At 44.0% G+C, this 18,773-nt stretch carries 22 protein-coding genes; 18 read left to right on the top strand and 4 right to left on the bottom strand.

Translation table 11 applies throughout. From position 1 onward, the window contains the following. The first annotated feature begins 39 nt into the window (after window positions 1–39). The 6 genes from miaA (at window position 40) to DRB05_RS22685 (ending at window position 4,916) form a co-directional block, all read left to right on the top strand. Window positions 40–930: a tRNA (adenosine(37)-N6)-dimethylallyltransferase MiaA gene (gene miaA / locus DRB05_RS21115; RefSeq protein WP_209319078.1), complete on the top strand. Its 891-nt coding sequence runs from the start codon at window positions 40–42 to the stop codon at window positions 928–930. Window positions 931–1,006: 76 nt separating this feature from the next. Next, window positions 1,007–1,270 (top strand): RNA chaperone Hfq, encoded by a 264-nt coding sequence (hfq, locus tag DRB05_RS21110; RefSeq protein WP_128728666.1) that lies wholly within the window; start codon window positions 1,007–1,009, stop codon window positions 1,268–1,270. Between the two features lie 24 nt (window positions 1,271–1,294). After that, window positions 1,295–2,584, top strand: coding sequence for a ribosome rescue GTPase HflX (hflX, locus tag DRB05_RS21105; RefSeq protein ID WP_010605651.1), 1,290 nt, complete (start codon window positions 1,295–1,297; stop codon window positions 2,582–2,584). A 92-nt stretch (window positions 2,585–2,676) separates the two neighbouring features. After that, window positions 2,677–3,852: an FtsH protease activity modulator HflK gene (gene hflK, locus DRB05_RS21100; RefSeq protein WP_128728665.1), complete on the top strand. Its 1,176-nt coding sequence runs from the start codon at window positions 2,677–2,679 to the stop codon at window positions 3,850–3,852. 5 nt (window positions 3,853–3,857) lie between these two features. Beyond that, a complete protein-coding gene (hflC, locus tag DRB05_RS21095; protein WP_026000905.1) occupies window positions 3,858–4,736 on the top strand; it encodes a protease modulator HflC in 879 nt (292 codons plus the stop codon). Between the two features lie 15 nt (window positions 4,737–4,751). Continuing rightward, window positions 4,752–4,916, top strand: a complete 165-nt coding sequence (locus DRB05_RS22685; protein WP_161568704.1) for a hypothetical protein — start codon at window positions 4,752–4,754, stop codon at window positions 4,914–4,916. A gap of 64 nt (window positions 4,917–4,980) precedes the next feature. Here the strand turns inward: DRB05_RS22685 and DRB05_RS21090 are convergent, their stop codons facing one another. Next, entirely contained in the window at window positions 4,981–6,141 is a 1,161-nt protein-coding gene (locus DRB05_RS21090; RefSeq protein ID WP_128728664.1) for a DcaP family trimeric outer membrane transporter, read from the bottom strand. A 319-nt stretch (window positions 6,142–6,460) separates the two neighbouring features. Here DRB05_RS21090 and acs point away from each other — a divergent pair, with 319 nt between their 5' ends. Beyond that, window positions 6,461–8,401: an acetate--CoA ligase gene (gene acs / locus DRB05_RS21085; RefSeq protein ID WP_128728663.1), complete on the top strand. Its 1,941-nt coding sequence runs from the start codon at window positions 6,461–6,463 to the stop codon at window positions 8,399–8,401. An 85-nt stretch (window positions 8,402–8,486) separates the two neighbouring features. Beyond that, window positions 8,487–9,140, top strand: a complete 654-nt coding sequence (locus DRB05_RS21080) for a response regulator transcription factor (RefSeq protein WP_010377395.1) — start codon at window positions 8,487–8,489, stop codon at window positions 9,138–9,140. Between the two features lie 47 nt (window positions 9,141–9,187). Here the strand turns inward: DRB05_RS21080 and DRB05_RS21075 are convergent, their stop codons facing one another. From DRB05_RS21075 to DRB05_RS21065, 3 genes are read right to left on the bottom strand one after another with little or no spacing between them, the layout of a single operon-like run. Continuing rightward, window positions 9,188–10,372 carry a VWA domain-containing protein gene (locus DRB05_RS21075; RefSeq protein ID WP_128728662.1) on the bottom strand — a complete coding sequence of 395 codons (1,185 nt, stop codon included), beginning with the start codon at window positions 10,370–10,372 and terminating at the stop codon, window positions 9,188–9,190. Window positions 10,373–10,374: 2 nt separating this feature from the next. After that, entirely contained in the window at window positions 10,375–11,211 is an 837-nt protein-coding gene (locus DRB05_RS21070) for a MoxR family ATPase (protein WP_128728661.1), read from the bottom strand. Window positions 11,212–11,254: 43 nt separating this feature from the next. Next, window positions 11,255–11,491, bottom strand: coding sequence for a DUF1653 domain-containing protein (locus DRB05_RS21065; RefSeq protein WP_128728915.1), 237 nt, complete (start codon window positions 11,489–11,491; stop codon window positions 11,255–11,257). 84 nt (window positions 11,492–11,575) lie between these two features. On the opposite strand from DRB05_RS21065, the gene DRB05_RS21060 reads away from it, so the two are divergent. The 10 genes from DRB05_RS21060 (at window position 11,576) to rpoS (ending at window position 18,700) form a co-directional block, all read left to right on the top strand. After that, window positions 11,576–12,046 carry a DUF2947 domain-containing protein gene (locus DRB05_RS21060; RefSeq protein WP_128728660.1) on the top strand — a complete coding sequence of 157 codons (471 nt, stop codon included), beginning with the start codon at window positions 11,576–11,578 and terminating at the stop codon, window positions 12,044–12,046. A gap of 84 nt (window positions 12,047–12,130) precedes the next feature. Then, window positions 12,131–12,769, top strand: coding sequence for a hypothetical protein (locus DRB05_RS21055; RefSeq protein WP_193554591.1), 639 nt, complete (start codon window positions 12,131–12,133; stop codon window positions 12,767–12,769). Window positions 12,770–12,807: 38 nt separating this feature from the next. After that, window positions 12,808–13,101, top strand: coding sequence for a cell division protein FtsB (gene ftsB, locus DRB05_RS21050; RefSeq protein ID WP_128728659.1), 294 nt, complete (start codon window positions 12,808–12,810; stop codon window positions 13,099–13,101). Beyond that, on the top strand, window positions 13,085–13,783 hold the full coding sequence (ispD, locus tag DRB05_RS21045) for a 2-C-methyl-D-erythritol 4-phosphate cytidylyltransferase (RefSeq protein WP_128728658.1): 699 nt from the start codon (window positions 13,085–13,087) through the stop codon (window positions 13,781–13,783). The genes ftsB and ispD overlap by 17 nt, the downstream gene beginning before the upstream one ends. Beyond that, window positions 13,776–14,252 carry a 2-C-methyl-D-erythritol 2,4-cyclodiphosphate synthase gene (ispF, locus tag DRB05_RS21040; protein WP_128728657.1) on the top strand — a complete coding sequence of 159 codons (477 nt, stop codon included), beginning with the start codon at window positions 13,776–13,778 and terminating at the stop codon, window positions 14,250–14,252. Before ispD ends, ispF begins: the two co-directional genes overlap by 8 nt. Then, the gene (locus DRB05_RS21035) at window positions 14,249–15,280 is read left to right on the top strand and encodes a tRNA pseudouridine(13) synthase TruD (RefSeq protein ID WP_128728656.1); all 1,032 of its coding nucleotides are present in this window, start codon (window positions 14,249–14,251) and stop codon (window positions 15,278–15,280) included. The genes ispF and DRB05_RS21035 overlap by 4 nt, the downstream gene beginning before the upstream one ends. Before the next feature lie 41 nt (window positions 15,281–15,321). Further along, entirely contained in the window at window positions 15,322–16,062 is a 741-nt protein-coding gene (gene surE, locus DRB05_RS21030) for a 5'/3'-nucleotidase SurE (RefSeq protein WP_010377409.1), read from the top strand. Window positions 16,063–16,071: 9 nt separating this feature from the next. Then, window positions 16,072–16,710 (top strand): protein-L-isoaspartate(D-aspartate) O-methyltransferase, encoded by a 639-nt coding sequence (locus DRB05_RS21025; protein WP_128728655.1) that lies wholly within the window; start codon window positions 16,072–16,074, stop codon window positions 16,708–16,710. A gap of 124 nt (window positions 16,711–16,834) precedes the next feature. Then, window positions 16,835–17,656 carry a peptidoglycan DD-metalloendopeptidase family protein gene (locus DRB05_RS21020; protein WP_128728654.1) on the top strand — a complete coding sequence of 274 codons (822 nt, stop codon included), beginning with the start codon at window positions 16,835–16,837 and terminating at the stop codon, window positions 17,654–17,656. Between the two features lie 63 nt (window positions 17,657–17,719). Next, window positions 17,720–18,700, top strand: a complete 981-nt coding sequence (gene rpoS, locus DRB05_RS21015) for an RNA polymerase sigma factor RpoS (RefSeq protein WP_128728653.1) — start codon at window positions 17,720–17,722, stop codon at window positions 18,698–18,700. Window positions 18,701–18,773 lie beyond the last annotated feature (73 nt).

The following is an 18,773-nucleotide window of genomic DNA, read 5'->3' as shown; positions in this document are numbered from 1 at the left end:
AGTAGGTTAGATGTGAACAAGTTACCTGTCATTACCCTTATGGGGCCGACAGCAGCGGGTAAAACCGCATTGGCCATAGAGTTATGCCAAGCGTTAAATACCGAAATCATCAGTGTAGACTCGGCGTTAGTGTACAAAGGGATGGATATCGGTACGGCAAAGCCGAGCGCACAAGAGCAAGCAAAGGCACCACATCACCTAATTGATATTATTGACCCTGCACAAAGCTATTCGGTTGCTGAGTTTCGTGCTGATGCTATTAAACTAATTGATGATTTTCATCAGCGTGGCAAGGTGCCAATTTTAGTGGGTGGCACGATGATGTACTTTAAAGGCTTGATTGAAGGCCTGTCGCCATTACCAGAGGCTGATGTCGAAATCAGGGCGATATTGGAGCGCGAGGCTGAACAAAAGGGTTGGCCTGCATTGCATCAACAGTTAAAAGAAATTGACCCAGAAGCCGCGGCTAAAATCAGCGAAAACGACTCGCAGCGCATAAACCGCGCTTTGGAAGTTTATCGTATTAGTGGTAAAACGATGACTCAATTGCAGCAAAGCAAACAGGATGCATTGCCGTATCAATTTCATCAATTTGCGATTGCACCAAGTGACCGAAAAGTCTTGCATGAACGTATAGAGAAAAGATTTGAAATAATGTTGGATGAAGGCTTTAAAAATGAAGTTTTGGCCTTATATCAACGTAAAGATTTACACCCTGATTTGCCTTCTATTCGCTGTGTCGGATATCGGCAAATGTGGGAGTATTTAGCTGGCGAGTGCGATTATAACGAAATGGTTTTCAAAGGCGTCGCAGCGACCAGACAACTGGCGAAGCGGCAATTAACTTGGCTGAGGGGGTGGCAAGATGTGACTTGGCTTGACACCGATAGTCAAGAAAACTTGCAACGTGTTCTAACTTCGCTAAGCTAATAGTAGTTGTTAAATCAGCGTGTTCTGATTAAATCAACGACCTGACATAATAACACCTAAAACGAAGGATAAGAAAATGGCAAAAGGCCAATCTTTACAAGACCCATTTTTGAATGTCTTGCGTCGTGAGCGCATTCCTGTCTCAATTTTTTTAGTGAATGGCATTAAATTACAGGGCAAGATCCAGTCATTTGACCAATTTGTGATTTTGCTTGAAAACACAGTAAACCAAATGGTTTACAAACACGCCATCTCCACTGTGGTTCCAGCTCGTGCGGTTAACTTCCAAAATGCAACAGGAAGTGAAGCGGGCGACCAAAGTGAAGAAGGTAATTATTAATTCTTATTAGTAGGAGCTTAATGCTTGTTTGACCGTTATGAAGCCGGCGAACAGGCAGTCTTGGTTCATATAGAATTTCCACACGAAGGAGATCGCGAAGATCTACGTGAATTGGAAATGCTAGTTTCTTCTGCTGGTGTTAGTAGTGTGGCGGTTGTGCAAGGCAGCCGTCAAGCACCACATGCAAAGTTGTTTGTCGGAACGGGTAAAGCTGAAGAAATTGCCGAGATTGTCAACATCCACAACGCAGATGTCATCATATTTAACCACCAACTCAGTCCCTCACAAGAGCGCAATTTAGAACGCGTTTGTAAGTGCCGAGTGTTAGATAGGACAACGCTGATCTTAGATATTTTCGCGCAAAGAGCCCGTACCCACGAAGGTAAATTGCAGGTTGAGCTTGCTCAGCTAAGGCATATCTCTACGCGCTTAATTCGAGGATGGACGCACTTAGAAAGGCAAAAAGGGGGGATCGGCTTACGTGGTCCGGGTGAAACCCAATTAGAAACCGATAGACGGTTACTAAGAGAGCGAATTAAGAGTATTCGTAAACGATTAGACAAGGTAGCCGTTGTGCGTGAGCAAGGGCGTCGAGCGCGTAGTCGCAATGAGATCCCAACTGTTTCTCTGGTAGGTTACACTAATGCGGGGAAATCGACGCTGTTTAACAAAATTACGGATGCCGATGTTTATGCTGCGGACCAACTATTCGCAACGCTGGACCCTACGCTAAGAAAGATAGAAATTGATGATGTTGGCCCCGTTATCTTAGCAGATACAGTAGGTTTTATTCGCCATTTACCTCATGACTTGGTAGCAGCATTTAAGGCGACTTTAACAGAGACTCGTGAAGCGGATTTACAGCTTCATGTCATTGATGTTGCAGATCCGAGAAGAAAAGAAAATATAGAACAGGTACAATTGGTTCTAGAGGAAATTGAAGCCAATGACATTCCTCAACTTTTAGTCTACAACAAAATTGATCTAATGGACGAAGTTGCGCCTAGAATAGATAGGGACGATGAAGGAAAACCGATCAGAGTGTGGTTAAGTGCCCACTCTGGAGAAGGGATTTCGTTGTTATTCGACGCCGTTAAAGAGTTGTTGGCAAAAACCGTTTTCACGGCTGAGCTTGCCGTACCTCCCGCGCTTGGGCGCTTACGAGGTGCACTATTTGAGCTCAATGCCGTGGATGAAAAAGGCTACGACGAGCAAGGCAATTGGCTTGTTTCGGTAAGAATGCCAAAAATCGAATGGGAAAAGCTCAATAAGGAATTCGGGCGAAATCTCAATGATTTGGTCGTTGGTAGTTAAAAATCGTCAATTTCGAGCGTATTTTTATATGAGAGTCGCTCGAATTTTGTTAGATTTAACCTAATTCATTTAAATAACAATGGAGTATAGCTATGGCCTGGAACGAACCGGGTAATAATGGCAATGATAACGATCCGTGGAAAAACCGCGGGGGGCGGGATCAAGGCCCACCTGATCTAGATGAAGTATTCCGTAAATTTGGTAATAAATTCGGTGGTATTTTCGGCGGTAAGCCGGGGAAAGGTGGTAATGGCGGATTAGGCGGTGCTGGTTTCGTCTTTATACTTATTATCGCAGCCATCGTATGGGCGCTAAGTGGTATTTACACGGTAAAAGAGGCTGAACGCGGCATCGTGTTGCAATTTGGTAAGTTTGACCGTATTGCTGAGCCGGGTCTGCGTTGGAAAGCCACGTTCATCGAACGTGTTATTCCTGTAGATATTGAAGCGGTGCGTTCATTGTCGGCTTCAGGCTTTATGCTTACGGAAGACGAAAACGTCGTGAGCGTTGAGTTTGAAGTGCAATATCGTGTTGTAGATCCAACGCTTTATCGTTTCAGTGTGACCGATGCTGATCACAGCTTACAACAAGCGCTAGACAGTGCTCTGCGTTACGTTGTAGGTCATTCTCGCATGGACCAAGTGTTAACTACGGGTCGTGAAGTGGTTCGTCAGCGCACTTGGGAAGAGCTAAACAGTATTATTGAACCATATAACCTTGGTTTAATTGTTACTGACGTTAACTTTAAAGATTCTCGTCCGCCAGCAGAAGTAAAAGACGCATTTGATGATGCGATTGCTGCACAAGAAGATGAAGAGCGTTTCATTCGTGAAGCAGAAGCTTATGCAAGGGAAATTGAACCGCGTGCGCGTGGTCAAGTGACTCGTATGACGCAAGAAGCAGAAGCTTATCGCGAGCGTATTATCCTTGAATCTCGAGGTGAAGTAGAGCGTTTTGAGAAGTTACTGCCAGAGTATCAAGCGGCAAAAGAAGTAACGCGTAAACGTTTATATATTGATGCAATGGAGCAGATCTTGGGCCGTAGCTCAAAGGTATTGGTTGATGTTGAAGGTGGTAATAACATGCTATATCTACCACTTGATAAGATTATGCAATCCCATAGTAACACTTCGTCACCAGTACGTTTGCCAAATCAGAGCGACATTGAGCAGCTTCGTAGAACGATTGAAGGTACTCAACAGCAAAATAGTTCTGTCAATTCAGGCGGCGATAGATTTAATCGCGACAGATTTGGTAACGGGAGATAATCAAGATGAAGAATTTTAGTCTACTTCTATTAGTCACTGCCGTGATCATGTCTTTCTCTGGTATCTTTGTAGTAAACGAAGGTCAAAGAGCGATTGTATTGCTATTTAGCAAGGTACAAAAAGATGAGAATGGCGATGCGTTGGTATATGAACCAGGCCTTCATCTGAAAGTTCCTTTCTTTAGCCAAGTACGTAAATTAGACGCACGTATCCAAACCTTAGATGGTCAACCTGATCGTTTCGTAACGAGCGAGAAGAAAGATCTAATCGTGGATTCTTACGTGAAGTGGCGCGTGAATGACTTTAGCGCTTATTACCTACGTGCGCGTGGTGATAAGCAGTATGCGGAAACGCTACTTAAGCAAAAGGTTAACAACGGTCTAAGAACAAACTTCGGTTCTCGTACTATCAAAGAGATAGTATCGGGTGAACGTAGCGAGCTAATGGAAGAAGCACTAGTTCAAGCGTCGGAAAGTGCGAGTGAGCTTGGGATTGAAGTGCTGGATGTCCGTGTTAAGCAGATTAACTTGCCTAACGAAGTAAGCAGCTCAATCTACCAGCGTATGCGTGCGGAGCGTCAGGCTGTGGCGAAAGAGCACCGTTCAGAAGGTCAAGAGAAGGCGGAGACCATCCGTGCTGATGTTGATCGTCGAGTGACAGTTATGCTTGCAGATGCTGAGCGTAACGCTCGTGCGGTTCGCGGTCAAGGTGATGCAACGGCGGCAAACATTTACGCTAAAGCATATAATAAAGACCCTGAGTTTTTCGGGTTTGTTCGTTCGCTTGAAGCATATAAAAATACCTTTAAAGATAAGAATGACGTTATGGTGTTATCACCGGATAGCAAGTTCTTTGATTATATGAAGGATGCAAAAGCACAATAAGATGATGCTTTTACAATGATAGTAAAACCCCGCCTGCCAGCGGGGTTTTTTATTGGCGCAATATGGTCACAAATGTTAGATGATGAAACCTCACAAGTAGCTGTGATCTTTTACGCCGCAAAAAAGCACACCATAGCAGCGACTTTATGTCGTGAAGAAACATGTCGCGACCAACAATAAAAAAGCGGCCAATAGGCCGCAGTTAGGAAGTGAATTGGTAGTGGCCTATTAAAATAACAAACCCTTAAAACACGTACTTCACTGAAAGTTGTAGTCTGTCTAAATCACCTTCAAGGCCACTTTCTGTTTCCCGAGTACCCATCTTATATTCAGCACCAAAAGTAAGTTTTTTCACGGGTGAATAAAGTAAATTTGCGCTGTAACTCATACTTGATTTTGTCGGGTCGCCAGTTATCGCCAACAAATCGCTTTCGTTATCAGCATTAAAGAATGAGTATAAGAATGTTGAGCGGAACTGGTCGTTCCAGCTATGTTGATAAGCGATGAAGCCCGACGTCGAATCAATTGCATGTAACGAGTTACCATCGTATACCGCGCCATTAGCGACGTTTAGGCCTACGTAACGACCAAGCCCTTGACCTTGGGTCAGCATAAACTTCAAGTTATTGTCACCGAAATTAACACGGCCGGATGCACTGATCCCAAATGAACTTTCAGACTCATCAGCTCCACCGACTTTATAGGTAATTTGACGCGCAAGTGCAGCTACCGCAATATGACCCCAATCAGCTTTGTGTGTGTAACGTGCAGTGAAATCAGGCATGCTAGCGTCATCTGTGACGACGCGGCCACTATCTGCAGTGGTAACCGTGCTTTCTGGATTTTCAATAGAAAAAGACCAGTTTCCCTTGGTGTACTTTGCCATGGCTTGACGTACGAAAACGGTACCTTCAGCTGGGCCGACGAAGTCTAAAGTCTCTGGTAATGCATTAACATTTTGAAAGTTTGACCAAGCTTGACCAAACAAGAAGCCTTTATAGGTCACAAAAGCTTGGCGTACACGTGGCGAGTAAGAGTTACTGACGCGCTCATTGCCACCGACCGAAGCGATAAAGTCCAGTTCAATCTTAGTTTTGATACTACTGCCATCATCCAGCTTAGTATCAGTGGCTAAATTAAAGCGAGATTGACGAGCATGCATATCAAATACAGCATCGCTATCGGAATTAACCCCGACAGGAGTAGTGCCTGGGACGTAAAAATCTCGGCCGATATTTTGTGCACCCAATGCGCCGTCAGAAAAGTCACTCCAAATGCCATCAAGCTTGATATAGCCACCATAATTGACTTTGGTATCGCCAATTTCAGCTGCGGTGGCAGGGAGAGCGCAGAGACTACTGATAGCAACCGCGAGCAGTTTTTTATTAATATTATTCGTTGTCATAATTCAGTTCCTCAATAGCTGTGCTTTGCAGTTGGCAGCAGCCGATATTCATTTTAATCATCACTAACTGTTGTTTAAGGTTGGTTTTTACTCAATTACCTATTGGTCTATTAGACTAAGGTGGCATACGGTAAATGAGTGGAGGATAAGGCGATCATAACGTTTGTATTAAATTAGGTACAATCGGTAAGTTGTATGAAACTTTTACGTTTGCAGGTGTTCTACAACTAAGGTCTAATACTTAAACACCCAAGGCTGAGTGATCCTTAGGAAAAGCGTGTCTAGCAGACCTAGACCTCTAAATATAATGGAGATGACTATGTCACAGAGCATTTATCCAGTTCCTGAAAAAATCAAGAACGCAGCATTAATCAACGACGAGCAATATCAAGAACTATATCAAAAGTCGATTGATGACCCCGCAGAATTTTGGAAAGAGCACGGTCAACGTTTAGATTGGTTCAAGCCCTACAGTAAAGTTAAAAATACCTCATTCGACAAAGGCCATATCAATATTAAATGGTATGAAGACGGCGTACTAAATGCCTCTTATAACTGTATCGATAGACACCTAGAAAAACGCGCCGATAAAATCGCCTTGATTTGGGAAGGTGATAATCCAGAACAAACAGAAAATATTACCTACCAACAGCTACATGATGAAGTCGCAAAGCTTGCTAATGGCCTTAAGAGCCTAGGAGTTGCAAAGGGTGATCGCGTCGCTATTTACATGCCGATGACTCCACAAGCAATTTATGCCATGCAGGCCTGTGCAAGAATTGGTGCTATCCATTCCGTTGTGTTTGGTGGCTTTTCACCTTCAGCGATTGCAGATCGTATTAAAGATTCTGGTGCTAAAGTGGTGATCACTTCAGATGAAGGTCGTCGCGGTGGTAATTGTGTGCCGCTTAAGGCAAATGTTGATGAGGCGGTAGCGCAAGCTGGTGTCACCACTATCGAGCATGTGGTTGTGCATCAGTTAACTGGTGGCGATGTTGAATGGAATACTCACGACGTATGGTGGCATGAATTAGTTGCTGATAAACCTGCCGAATGTGAACCTGAAATGATGAATGCGGAAGATCCGCTCTTTATTCTTTATACCTCGGGCTCTACCGGTCAGCCTAAAGGGGTAGTTCATACTACAGGTGGATACCTAGTGTATGCATCAATGACCCATGAGTATGTATTCGATCTGCAAGAAGATGATATTTACTGGTGTAGCGCGGATGTGGGTTGGATCACAGGTCATAGTTATATTGCCTATGGTCCACTTGTGAATGGTTGTACTCAAGTTGTATTCGAAGGCGTGCCAACCTATCCAACGTCTGGGCGTATGGGTGAAATTGTTGATAAACATGGCGTTACTATCCTTTATACTGCTCCTACCGCGATCCGTGCTTTGATGGCGAAAGGTGACGAGCCGACTGCAAGTTCTAAGCGCGATAGTTTACGTATTTTGGGCTCGGTCGGTGAGCCAATTAATCCTGAGGCTTGGTCTTGGTATTACGAACAAATTGGTAATAGCGATTGTCCTATCGTCGATACTTGGTGGCAAACCGAAACTGGTGGCATCATGATCACGCCACTGCCTGGCGCTACTGCACTTAAGCCGGGTTCTGCGACCCGTCCATTCTTTGGTATTGCTCCTGCACTATTTGATGCGGAAGGCAATACGCTCACAGGCGCAACCGAAGGTAACCTGGTGATTTTGGATAGCTGGCCTTCACAAGCTCGTACGGTTTATGGCGACCATGAGCGCTTTGAACAAACGTACTTCTCGGCTTATCCAGGCGTTTATTTTACGGGCGATGGTTGTCGCCGTGATGAAGACGGTTACTACTGGATCACCGGTCGTGTGGATGATGTACTTAACGTTTCAGGCCACCGCCTCGGTACTGCTGAAATCGAAAGTGCGTTAGTCGCTCACGAAGCGGTTGCTGAAGCGGCTGTGGTGGGCTATCCACACGATATTAAAGGCCAAGGGATCTATGTCTATATCACGCCAAATGAAGGAGTAGCGGTATCAGACGAATTAACTAAAGAGGTGAGAAATTGGGTGCGTAAAGAGCTAAGCCCAATTGCAACCCCTGACATGATCCAATGGTCTCCAGGTTTACCTAAAACCCGTTCAGGTAAAATTATGCGCCGGATTTTGCGTAAGATTGCAGCCAATGAGTATCAACAGTTAGGGGATACTTCTACACTTGCCGATCCAAGTGTGGTTGATGAATTAATCGAGAATAGATTGAATCGTTAACTGAATAACTTGAATTGCGACCTAATATAAACATACTATAACGCTGTTATCTTTACGATAACAGCCGATTTTTTAGGAGCATAGCATGTATCAGTTTTTAATCGCGGATGATCATCCTCTATTTCGAGAGGCGCTTAAGGGGGCTCTAAAAGCGCAGTTTGAAGGACTAGAGGTATTCGAATCTGAAAACTTTGACACTACGCTCTCGGTCTTACAACAACAAGAAGAACTAGACCTACTCCTGCTCGATTTACATATGCCGGGCAATGGTGATTTATATGGACTAATTCGGATCCGTGAGGATCATCCAAGTCTTCCAGTTGTTGTGGTTTCGGGAAGCGAAGATCTTTCTATCATCTCTAAAGTGATGGGATACGGCGCGATGGGTTTTATCCCAAAAGCGGCGTCAGTAGAACAAATTACCGAAGCCATAGAGCAAGTGCTCGAAGGTGACACGTGGTTGCCAGAAGGCATGAAAGATAAAGTGGCTGAACTTGAAGGTGAAGACAAAGAGCTTGCTCAGCAAGTGGCCTCGCTCACACCGCAACAATATAAAGTGCTGCAATATTTACACGAAGGCTTGCTGAATAAGCAAATTGCCTACGAGCTAAATATTTCAGAGGCAACGGTGAAAGCACATATCACCGCTATCTTCAGAAAGTTGGGTGTCTATAATCGTACTCAAGCCGTATTGATTGCTTCAAAACTACAACTAGAACCTATCGAAGCGAATGACTAACTTCGCATCATTGCTTGCAAGGTGCTTACCTTGCAAGCAGCACTGCTTTAGCTTAACTCTTTAAACGCCTGACTTAGTCCCTCTATTGTTAGCGGATACATTCGGTCTTGCATTAATTGATTTATTAGCTCTATCGAATGGTAATAAGACCAATAGCTTTGCGGCTGAGGGTTAAGCCAAGCCACCTTACTAAAGTGATTGGTTAAACGATTCAGCCACGTGGCTCCCGCCTCTTGATTCCAATGCTCTACGCTACCGCCGGGATAGGTGATTTCATAGGGACCCATTGTCGCGTCACCAACAAATATTAATCGATAGTCTGAGCCGTATCGGTTAATTAGTTGATAAGTATCAAGCAATTCGCTGTCACGACGGTTATTATCGTGCCAAACATGCTCGTACACACAATTATGAAAGTAAAAAAACTCAAGGTGCTTAAATTCACTGTGTGCGGCACTGAATAGTTGTTCGCAAAGCTGGATATGGTCATCCATAGAGCCGCCAATATCAAACAGCATCAATACCTTCACTGAGTTATGTCGCTCAGGAGCCATTTTCACATCTAACATGCCGCCTTGTCTTGCGGTAGCGCGAATGGTTTCATTAAGGTCGAGCTGATCACTTGCTCCGCTGCGTGCAAATTTACGCAACTGCTTGAGTGCGAGCTTAATATTACGGCTGCTGATGTCGGTATTACTGTCAAGATTACGATACTGACGTTTATCCCAGACTTTTACTGCTCTGCGATGGCGGTTTCCATCTTGGCCAATACGTATTCCTTCAGGATTATAGCCGTAAGCGCCAAAAGGCGAAGTGCCACCTGTACCAACCCACTTATTGCCGCCTGCGTGACGTTTTTGTTGTTCTGCCAAGCGTGCTTTTAGCGTTTCAAGGAGCTTATCGAGTCCTCCCATGGCGTTCAATTTGGCTTTTTCTTCTTCAGACAGCGATTTCTCAAACTCTTTACGCAACCAATCCTTTGGTAATTGCTGCTGTTGAAGTTGTGAGAAGAGGTCTATTGATTCTATTCCCTCAAAGTAATCAGCAAACGCACGGTCGAATTTATCAAAAAAGGTTTCATCTTTGACGAAGATGGTTTTTGCCAAAAAGTAAAAACCGTCTAGATCGGCAAAGCAAACTTCTTTATCCAGCGCCTCTAAACAGTCTAGTAATTCGCGCAGGCTCGCTTTGATACCGTAACGCCTAAGGGTGAGCACAAAATCTATGAGCATGATCAGCGGCGGCTCATAAAGGCGAGTTTCTCAACCAAAGAAACATCTTGCTCGTTTTTAAGTAGCGCACCAAATAACGGCATTAGGCCACCTTGGTTAGATTTGTCATGCAACGCGTCAGGGGAAATATCTTCTGCTAATAATAGTTTTAACCAGTCGAGTAGCTCACTCGTACTCGGCTTTTTCTTTAGGTTTGGTGTGTCGCGTAATTGGAAAAAGCTTTCGAGTGCTCGTTGTACTAAATTCGCTTTAATATGTGGAAAATGTACGTCTACAATCTGCTGCATCTCTTCTTTGTTTGGAAAATCGATGTAGTGGAAAAAGCAGCGGCGTAAAAAGGCATCTGGTAGCTCTTTTTCATTATTTGAAGTAATAATAACGATAGGGCGCACCTTTGCCTTTACTTGCTCGTTAGTTTCGTAGACATGAAACTCCATTTTATCGAGTTCTAACAGTAGATCATTGGGAAATTCAATATCAGCTTTGTCGATTTCATCAATGAGCAAAACGGGACGTTTTGTGGCGGTAAACGCCTGCCATAATTTTCCTTTGATGATGTAATTGCCAACGTCGTTAACGCGAGGATCGCCAAGCTGGCTGTCGCGCAAACGCGAGACCGCATCGTATTCGTACAGGCCTTGCTGGGCTTTGGTGGTTGACTTTATATGCCATTGGATTAGCTCTGTATCTAAACTTTTTGCCAGTTCTTCGGCGAGTAAGGTCTTGCCTGTGCCAGGTTCACCTTTAATTAGGAGTGGTTTTTCTAAAACGATGGCCGCATTCACGGCCTGTTGTAGTGCAGAGGTAGCAATATATTGATCAGTACCTTTAAACATAATTCAACTTCTTGTGGTCAGATGAGATAGGCTCATCTTGCCACAATCAGCTTTTCGCTGCCAACCCTGCTTCGGTTTCGATTAAGGTGAAGCGAGGCACCGCTTCGCCTTCGACCGTAACGTCTTCTAAAAACATTTCAAGTGGTCGAACCCAAAAGCTCATATCTCCATATAAGGTTTGATAAACCACTTGCTTCTCTTGCGTTTCACTGTGCGTTGCCAAAGCATGCACACGATAAAGTTTTCCTTTGTAGTGGCGGTAAATTCCAGGTGTGATATCCACTAATTCAAGCTCCAAAAAATAAAAGCCGTACGTGACGGGCTGAAATGTTATAATCCGTGCCATTAAGACTGAAGGTGTTTAAAGATGAATTATATTGCGCTGGACGATTATAAGAAAGCTTGGGTTTTCAAACATAAAGATCTTCCAATCGAAGAATCTGACCTGGCATTGATAAAACCAATGTCAGCGGCGCGTGCTGCGGTGCTTTGGAGCACTATGATAAGCAACGAAAAAGATCACCCTGATTTCTTTGATAAAACAGACTGGGTTGGTAAAGCGGACTCATGGCAAGAGACCCTCAATTGGGAGCAGCCGTGGGAAGCAGGAGAAGCGTTTCCTGAAATTATCGAGCAATTTCTTGATTGGCAAGCTAATACCACCGTGTATTTTTGTCTCTCTCGAGATGATGTGATCGAGACCCGCTTTGATGTATTTAAGCGATGTTGGCAGAACTTTATGTTTTTGACTGACGGTAGTTTCTTAATAGGAAAAAAACGCAGTTCAGTAGTACAATTTATGGCTGAGGGGCAAGCAAAATTAGGAACCAAGCCGTAAGCAAGTACAACAGAGCAGTTTGCTTTGATTTGAAACATGGCTAGTGTATAAAGGATGTACACCAGTCTACTAAAGTAGATTGCATTGACGGGAGGCGTTTTGGAGCAACAGCAAAATACAATCTGGTATGACGAAGCATCTCGCCTTGTATTTGCCGAGCTTGTAAACGTATTTTATGCCAGAGAGTTGCCGAAACTTGCTGAACTCTCCGATCATACTCGCCTTCAGCGTTTGTTAAACAGCCTGCCGTATTATGTTGAGCGCGCGGCCACACATATTATTCATGGTGATGTCCCGCTTGAGCTAGATAGTTTTAATGGATGTTGGTTAGCTAAGCAAAAATCACAGCCTAAATGTGATGAGGCTGCCAACGCAGCATTTTTTACTACTAAGGTGAAAGTAGGGCTGGTGGTTCCTGTGCTATACGCAGAACCGACAGGGACAACGGTTAGGCTCGACAGTGTCGACCAAGTGGGTGAGGCTGACAAATTGCACTGCAACCAATTTGGCTGGTTTAGTGTTAATGGCAATAGCTTACAAGCAAGTGATGAAGCGCGTGTACAATTGCTCAAGCCGACTAAAGCGTTAATGGTCGCAGCCTGTTGTGGCCACTCTTGGCATTTTGGCAAAGCGGTAGTACCACGAAGGCTGACACTAAGAGAAATGCTACTTGCCAGTTCAATTAATTGGCCACAAGTACAAAAAACAAAAATGAGTCAGTGATCCTAATCGACTCAAAAAACAGAAGTTTGGATTAAGCAATGCGATTTTTTCAGTTAGCGCTGTTGGGTTTAGCGCTATTTATTCAGTACAGACTTTGGTTCGGCCACAACGGCATGGAGGACTACACTCGGATAAAATCCGTGGTTAAATCGCACCAAGAAACCAATGCTAATCTCAGTAAACGAAATAAATTATTAAAAGCGGATATCGAAGATTTAAAGCTCGGCCTTGAAGGAGTTGAGGAGCGTGCCCGTCATGAACTTGGCATGATTAAACCTGGTGAAACTTTTATCCGTGTATTACCGAAAGTACCTCATGAAAAGAAACGATAAACTTGCAGTCGTCATCCCAGCTGCTGGGGTTGGCAGTCGTATGCAGGCGCAGATGCCTAAACAATATATTCCACTATTAGGCAAACCGATTTTAGTACACACACTGGAAAAACTAGCCGGACTTGAGTGCGTCAGTCAATTTATGGTCGCCGTTTCCAAAGAAGATGGATATTTTTCATCGGCGTTACTGCCTGATAGCCGTTTTAGCCACTGTGAAGGTGGACAAGAACGTGCCGACTCGGTTTTACTGGCGCTAAAAGCGTTGGCACCAAGTCGCCCTGATTGGGTGTTAGTTCATGATGCGGCTCGGCCTTTAGTAGCGCTTGAAGATATTCATCACTTGATAGCAAAGTGTGTTAATGAAGGACAAGGTGGCATACTGGCTGCCAAAGTTAAAGATACGATTAAATGTGGTACTGAATTGGTGCAAAAAACGGTGCCAAGAGAGTCTCTATGGCAGGCTTTCACACCGCAAATGTTTAAGTATGAAGAGTTATTGGCGGCATTGGAGTTTGGGTTAGCGCAAGGCGCCAATGTTACAGATGAAGCATCAGCGATGGAATTACAAAAAAAACCAGTTCAGTTGATAGCCGCACGCACAGATAATATTAAGATCACCACTCCGGAGGATTTACCTCTGGCGGAGTTTATAATTCAACAACAAGGTAAACAGCATGATTAGAATTGGCCACGGATTTGATGTTCATAAATTTGGTGGAGCCGGCCCATTGACGATTTGTGGGGAAAAAATTCCTTACGAACAGGGCTTTATTGCTCATTCCGATGGTGATGTGGCAATTCATGCTTTGTGTGACGCCTTGTTGGGTGCGCTTGCGCTGGGAGATATTGGTAAGCACTTTCCTGATACCGCGAGTGAATTTGAAAATATCGACAGTCGTATTTTATTACGCCGCGTGATGGAACAAGTGAAAGCGCTTGGCTATCAAATAGGCAATATCGACGTCACGATTGTCGCACAAGCACCAAAAATGCGACCGCATATTGATGCGATGCGCGGTAATCTTGCTGCGGATTGTGAAGCGCAGCTAGACCAAGTTAATGTTAAAGCAACCACCACCGAAAAACTGGGCTTTGAAGGACGTAAAGAAGGGATCTCAAGCCATGCCGTGGTGCTATTGGTAAAAGCATGAAGACACTCAATTATCTTTATGGCAAACCGTTATCTGACGGCGATTATAAGTCACAACCAGAAGACTTTAGAGTCGAAGAAATTTTAGATATTCCTTTTACTGGTGAAGGTGAGCACGTTTGTTTGCAGATCATTAAAAAGGGAGAAAACACCGCATTTGTCGCTAAAAAGCTTGCAGAATTTGCCCAAATTTCACCGCGAGATGTCAGCTATGCAGGAATTAAAGACAGACACGGTGTTTGTACGCAGTGGTTTAGTGTGCCGGTGCCAATTAAAAAGTCGATAGATTTTAGTGCATTAAATAGTGACTCTATTTTTGTGGTGCAACAAATACGGCACAATCGAAAGTTAAAAACAGGTTGTCATAAGGGTAATCGTTTTGCTATTACCCTCAGAAACGTGAATGCTCCACTTGATATTCTGTCGCGTATTAATGCTGTACGCCAAGGGGTTCCTAATTATTTTGGAGAACAACGTTTTGGTCATGATGGCCACAACTTAGCCATGGCAGATAGGTTATTTGACGGTGAAAAGATCCGCGATAAAAAGCTCCGAGGGCTGGTGCTTTCAGCCGCTCGCTCTCACCTGTTCAACGAAGTCGTCAGTCGCCGCGTGGCAGAGCATGGTTTGGCAACGACTTGGCACCGTGAAATCTTTTTACTGAGCGGTAGTAACGCCTTTTTTGATTCAGAGATTGATTGCGAGCTCATTGAGCGGCTGCTGAATGGCGATATTTTGCTTTCGGCGCCATTGGTTGGTAAAGGTGAAAAGGGCTTATTGCCGCAAGAGCGTGAATGGTTGGCACCTTTTGCTAAATGGCACGAAGGATTGGCTGAGTTTGGGATGAAAAATGAGCGTAGAGCGCTCAGATTAATACCCCAAGCGCTTAAGGTGAGTATGGCTGACGACAGTACGCTAACCCTTGAATTCAGTTTACCAAAAGGAACTTTTGCCACGGCGCTGCTCAGAGAGCTTGTTAATCATAAAGATGCCAGTAAAAAGTTTAATAAACATGAAGAGTCGATATAGCAGTGAGATACTCATTGTCTAACAAGAAAAAGAGGTGAAATATGAAGATCCTATTGAGTAATGACGATGGTGTTCACGCCAAGGGCATTGCTATCTTGTATCAAGCGTTATCACAAATCGCGGACGTAACCGTCATTGGTCCAGACAGAAACTGTAGCGGTGCGAGTAACTCGTTAACCTTATTAAACCCGCTCAGAGCAACTACGCTAGATAATGGTTTTATCTCTGTGAATGGCACGCCAACCGACTGTGTTCACCTTGGAGTGAACAAACTGATGGATGAATTGCCGGATTTAGTCGTTGCAGGGATCAACAATGGCGCTAACCTTGGCGATGATACGCTGTATTCAGGTACTGTTGCGGCGGCCACTGAAGGTCGACATGTGGGCTTACCTGCGATTGCCGTTTCTCTTTGCTCTAAAAATGAAGCCCACTACGAAACGGCAGCACATGTCACGGTAGAGATCATTAAAAAGCTTGCAAACCACCCGCTACCAAAAGACCAAATCATTAATATCAACGTCCCTGATATTCCATTAAGTGACTTAAAAGGGATCAAAGTCACTCGATTAGGCTCACGCCATAAAGCGGATACCATGACCGAACAAATAGACCCGTGGGGTCGAAGTGTTTACTGGTATGGCACGTTAGGTCATGAAAGTGACGCTGGTGAAGGCACGGATTTTCATGCTGTAAACAACGGTTATGCCGCTATCACACCGCTCAAGGTAGATATGACGGCTTATGAGAGCTTAGATGCCGTGGCGAGCTGGTTATCTTAAGAGGCGTATGTGCTGAATAATTATCAGGGCAGTGCCAACGCGCTGGTGGAACTGCTAAAACAGCAAGGCGTAGAAGATAAAATGGTACTCAATGCCATCGCAAACACGCCTAGGCATATGTTTGTCGATGAAGTGCTTAAACATAAGTCATATGAAAATACAGCACTTCCTATCGGCCAAGGGCAAACGATATCTCAACCTTTTATCGTCGCAAAAATGACTGAAGTGTTAAAGCAAGTGGGTGTTAAGGGGCGCATATTGGAAGTGGGTACGGGCTCTGGTTATCAGACCGCCGTGCTTGCGCAAGTGTTTGAGCAGGTCTTTAGCATTGAACGGATCAAGTCGCTGCAGTGGCAAGCGCGCAGAAGGCTGCATTTGCTGGACTTATACAATGTTACGATGAGACATGGAGACGGTTGGAAAGGCTGGGCTTCAAAAGCGCCCTTTGCTGGGATCATTGTTACAGCCGCTGCACAATCAGTTCCAGATGAGTTGTTGGCGCAACTAGAAGAAGGCGGTGCCATGGTCATTCCCATCGGGGTTGAAGCACAAACACTCACCTTGTTTGTTAAACAGGGCGAGCAGTTTATTCGCCACGCCCTAGCACCGGTACGCTTTGTGCCTTTAGTTGCTGGCGAAGTCGGTTAATTTACAGGCTTTAAAAACAACTCCATAAAATATAACTATTTTTTCCAGTAAAATGTGAAAACCAAGCAAAATTAAGTTAGATTGATATGATAGTCGTTGATAGTAGCACTGGAAAATATAAGTAATGCACAAGTCTCAGGTCATCATATCGATTTGTTTAAGCGGCCTGCTTGTTGCCTGCTCATCAAATCATACGCCTGCACCTGTAACAACTTTACACTCTGGTAAGACCAGTTCGACACATAAAATTAATATTAACGGGAGCAGTTACAAAGTAAAAAAAGGCGATACTTTATTTGCAATTGCTTTTAGCGCTAATAAAGATGTAAGAACACTCGCGAAAATCAATAAAATTAAGCCTCCGTACACTATTTACCCGGATCAGGTTATACGCTTAGAGTATCCCAGAAATAAAAACAAAAAGAACACAAAATACACGAAAGTAAACCACAAGTCTCAGTCTTTAAAACAAAAAAGTAACAAAACATCCAAAAAAGAGCTTGATAAGCCAAATCAACGAGAGTATGTTCAAAGGCAAGCCACACAAAAATCTAGTAGTACCAAGGCTTTGTATAATAATAAGGTACTATGGAAATGGCCTGCTGAAGGCAAGGTGACTCGTCAGTTTTCCATTAAAGAAAATGGTTATAAGGGATTGGAGATCTCTAATAAGCCGGGTACTTCAGTTAAGGCTGCTGCTGGCGGTGTAGTGGTATATGCAGGGAGTGCGTTGCGTGGGTATGGTAATTTAATCATTTTGAAACATACAGATGATTATCTAAGTGCATATGCCCACAACGCTAAGTTACTCGTCAGAGAACAGCAAAAAGTTAAAGTTGGGGATAAAATTGCCGAAATGGGTAGTACAGATGCTTCTAAAACGGCACTTAGGTTTGAGATCCGTTTTAAAGGTCAAGCTGTAAACCCGGCAAAATACTTGCCATAAAGTAATGCGAGTACATCGATTGGTTCGAGTACCCTTACTTTTATTCGCTTGGGGAGAATACTTATGGCTCACACTGCAAAATTACCTACGAAATCAACTCCAGAGTTAGACACGCTCGACGACGAAAATATTGACGAGCCGAAAGACGAACTACTTGAAGATCTTGAAGAAAATGAAGAAGTTTTTGCCAAAGATGAGGTGGTTAAAAACTTAGACGCCACTCAACTCTATTTAGGTGAAATTGGATTTTCCCCACTGCTTAGTGCAGAAGAAGAAGTTTACTTCGCGCGCAAAGCATTAAAAGGTTGTGAAGCCTCTCGTAAACGGATGATAGAGAGTAACTTGAGATTAGTGGTTAAAATCGCTCGGCGTTATAACAACCGCGGCTTGGCATTACTTGACCTTATTGAAGAAGGTAATTTAGGTCTCATCCGAGCGGTGGAAAAGTTTGATCCGGAACGTGGATTTAGATTTTCTACTTATGCAACTTGGTGGATCCGCCAAACCATCGAACGCGCGATCATGAACCAAACTCGTACCATTCGTTTGCCTATTCATGTTGTCAAAGAGCTTAACGTTTACCTGCGTACCGCACGTGAATTGACACAAAAGCTAGATCATGAACCTACCGCAGAAGAAATCGCTGAATGTCTCGACAGACCCGTCGAAGAAGTCAGTAAGATGCTCCGTCTAAATGAAAAGATCACTTCGGTTGATACGCCTATTGGTGGTGAAAACGACAAAGCACTGCTGGATATTATCGCGGATGAAAAAGGCGGTGGTCCAGAAACCGAAGTGCAGAGCAACGATATTAACAAACACATTGTTGATTGGTTGGGAGAGTTAAATCCAAAACAGCGAGAAGTGCTAGCGCGACGCTTTGGCTTGCTTGGTTATGAACCGTCTACGCTTGAGGATGTTGGTCGCGAAATCGGGCTAACGAGAGAGCGTGTAAGACAAATTCAAGTTGAGGCGTTGAGACGCTTAAAAGACATTTTACAACACGAAGGGTTAAGTACCGATAGCCTATTTGAGCAACAGTAAATCTCATACCAATTTACTCATTAAAAAAGCCGCAATATGCGGCTTTTTTAATTTTCGAAATGGTATAAAACCA

It is taken from the genome of Pseudoalteromonas sp. A757, assembly GCF_004103285.1.
In the GTDB taxonomy this organism is placed as follows: domain Bacteria; phylum Pseudomonadota; class Gammaproteobacteria; order Enterobacterales; family Alteromonadaceae; genus Pseudoalteromonas; species Pseudoalteromonas galatheae.
Note: the sequence above shows the minus strand (reverse complement) of the source record. Positions and strands in the feature narration are given on the sequence as shown.

What these genes read in the sequence shown, in the direction of transcription:
- miaA (WP_209319078.1), top strand. Translation starts at nt 40, where the DNA reads ATGGGGCCGACAGCAGCGGGTAAAACCGCATTGGCCATAGAGTTATGC.
- hfq (WP_128728666.1), top strand. Translation starts at nt 1,007, where the DNA reads ATGGCAAAAGGCCAATCTTTACAAGACCCATTTTTGAATGTCTTGCGT.
- hflK (WP_128728665.1), top strand. Translation starts at nt 2,677, where the DNA reads ATGGCCTGGAACGAACCGGGTAATAATGGCAATGATAACGATCCGTGG.
- hflC (WP_026000905.1), top strand. Translation starts at nt 3,858, where the DNA reads ATGAAGAATTTTAGTCTACTTCTATTAGTCACTGCCGTGATCATGTCT.
- DRB05_RS22685 (WP_161568704.1), top strand. Translation starts at nt 4,752, where the DNA reads ATGATAGTAAAACCCCGCCTGCCAGCGGGGTTTTTTATTGGCGCAATA.
- DRB05_RS21090 (WP_128728664.1), bottom strand. Translation starts at nt 6,141, where the DNA reads ATGACAACGAATAATATTAATAAAAAACTGCTCGCGGTTGCTATCAGT.
- acs (WP_128728663.1), top strand. Translation starts at nt 6,461, where the DNA reads ATGTCACAGAGCATTTATCCAGTTCCTGAAAAAATCAAGAACGCAGCA.
- DRB05_RS21080 (WP_010377395.1), top strand. Translation starts at nt 8,487, where the DNA reads ATGTATCAGTTTTTAATCGCGGATGATCATCCTCTATTTCGAGAGGCG.
- DRB05_RS21075 (WP_128728662.1), bottom strand. Translation starts at nt 10,372, where the DNA reads ATGCTCATAGATTTTGTGCTCACCCTTAGGCGTTACGGTATCAAAGCG.
- DRB05_RS21060 (WP_128728660.1), top strand. Translation starts at nt 11,576, where the DNA reads ATGAATTATATTGCGCTGGACGATTATAAGAAAGCTTGGGTTTTCAAA.
- ftsB (WP_128728659.1), top strand. Translation starts at nt 12,808, where the DNA reads ATGCGATTTTTTCAGTTAGCGCTGTTGGGTTTAGCGCTATTTATTCAG.
- ispD (WP_128728658.1), top strand. Translation starts at nt 13,085, where the DNA reads ATGAAAAGAAACGATAAACTTGCAGTCGTCATCCCAGCTGCTGGGGTT.
- ispF (WP_128728657.1), top strand. Translation starts at nt 13,776, where the DNA reads ATGATTAGAATTGGCCACGGATTTGATGTTCATAAATTTGGTGGAGCC.
- DRB05_RS21035 (WP_128728656.1), top strand. Translation starts at nt 14,249, where the DNA reads ATGAAGACACTCAATTATCTTTATGGCAAACCGTTATCTGACGGCGAT.
- surE (WP_010377409.1), top strand. Translation starts at nt 15,322, where the DNA reads ATGAAGATCCTATTGAGTAATGACGATGGTGTTCACGCCAAGGGCATT.
- DRB05_RS21020 (WP_128728654.1), top strand. Translation starts at nt 16,835, where the DNA reads ATGCACAAGTCTCAGGTCATCATATCGATTTGTTTAAGCGGCCTGCTT.
- rpoS (WP_128728653.1), top strand. Translation starts at nt 17,720, where the DNA reads ATGGCTCACACTGCAAAATTACCTACGAAATCAACTCCAGAGTTAGAC.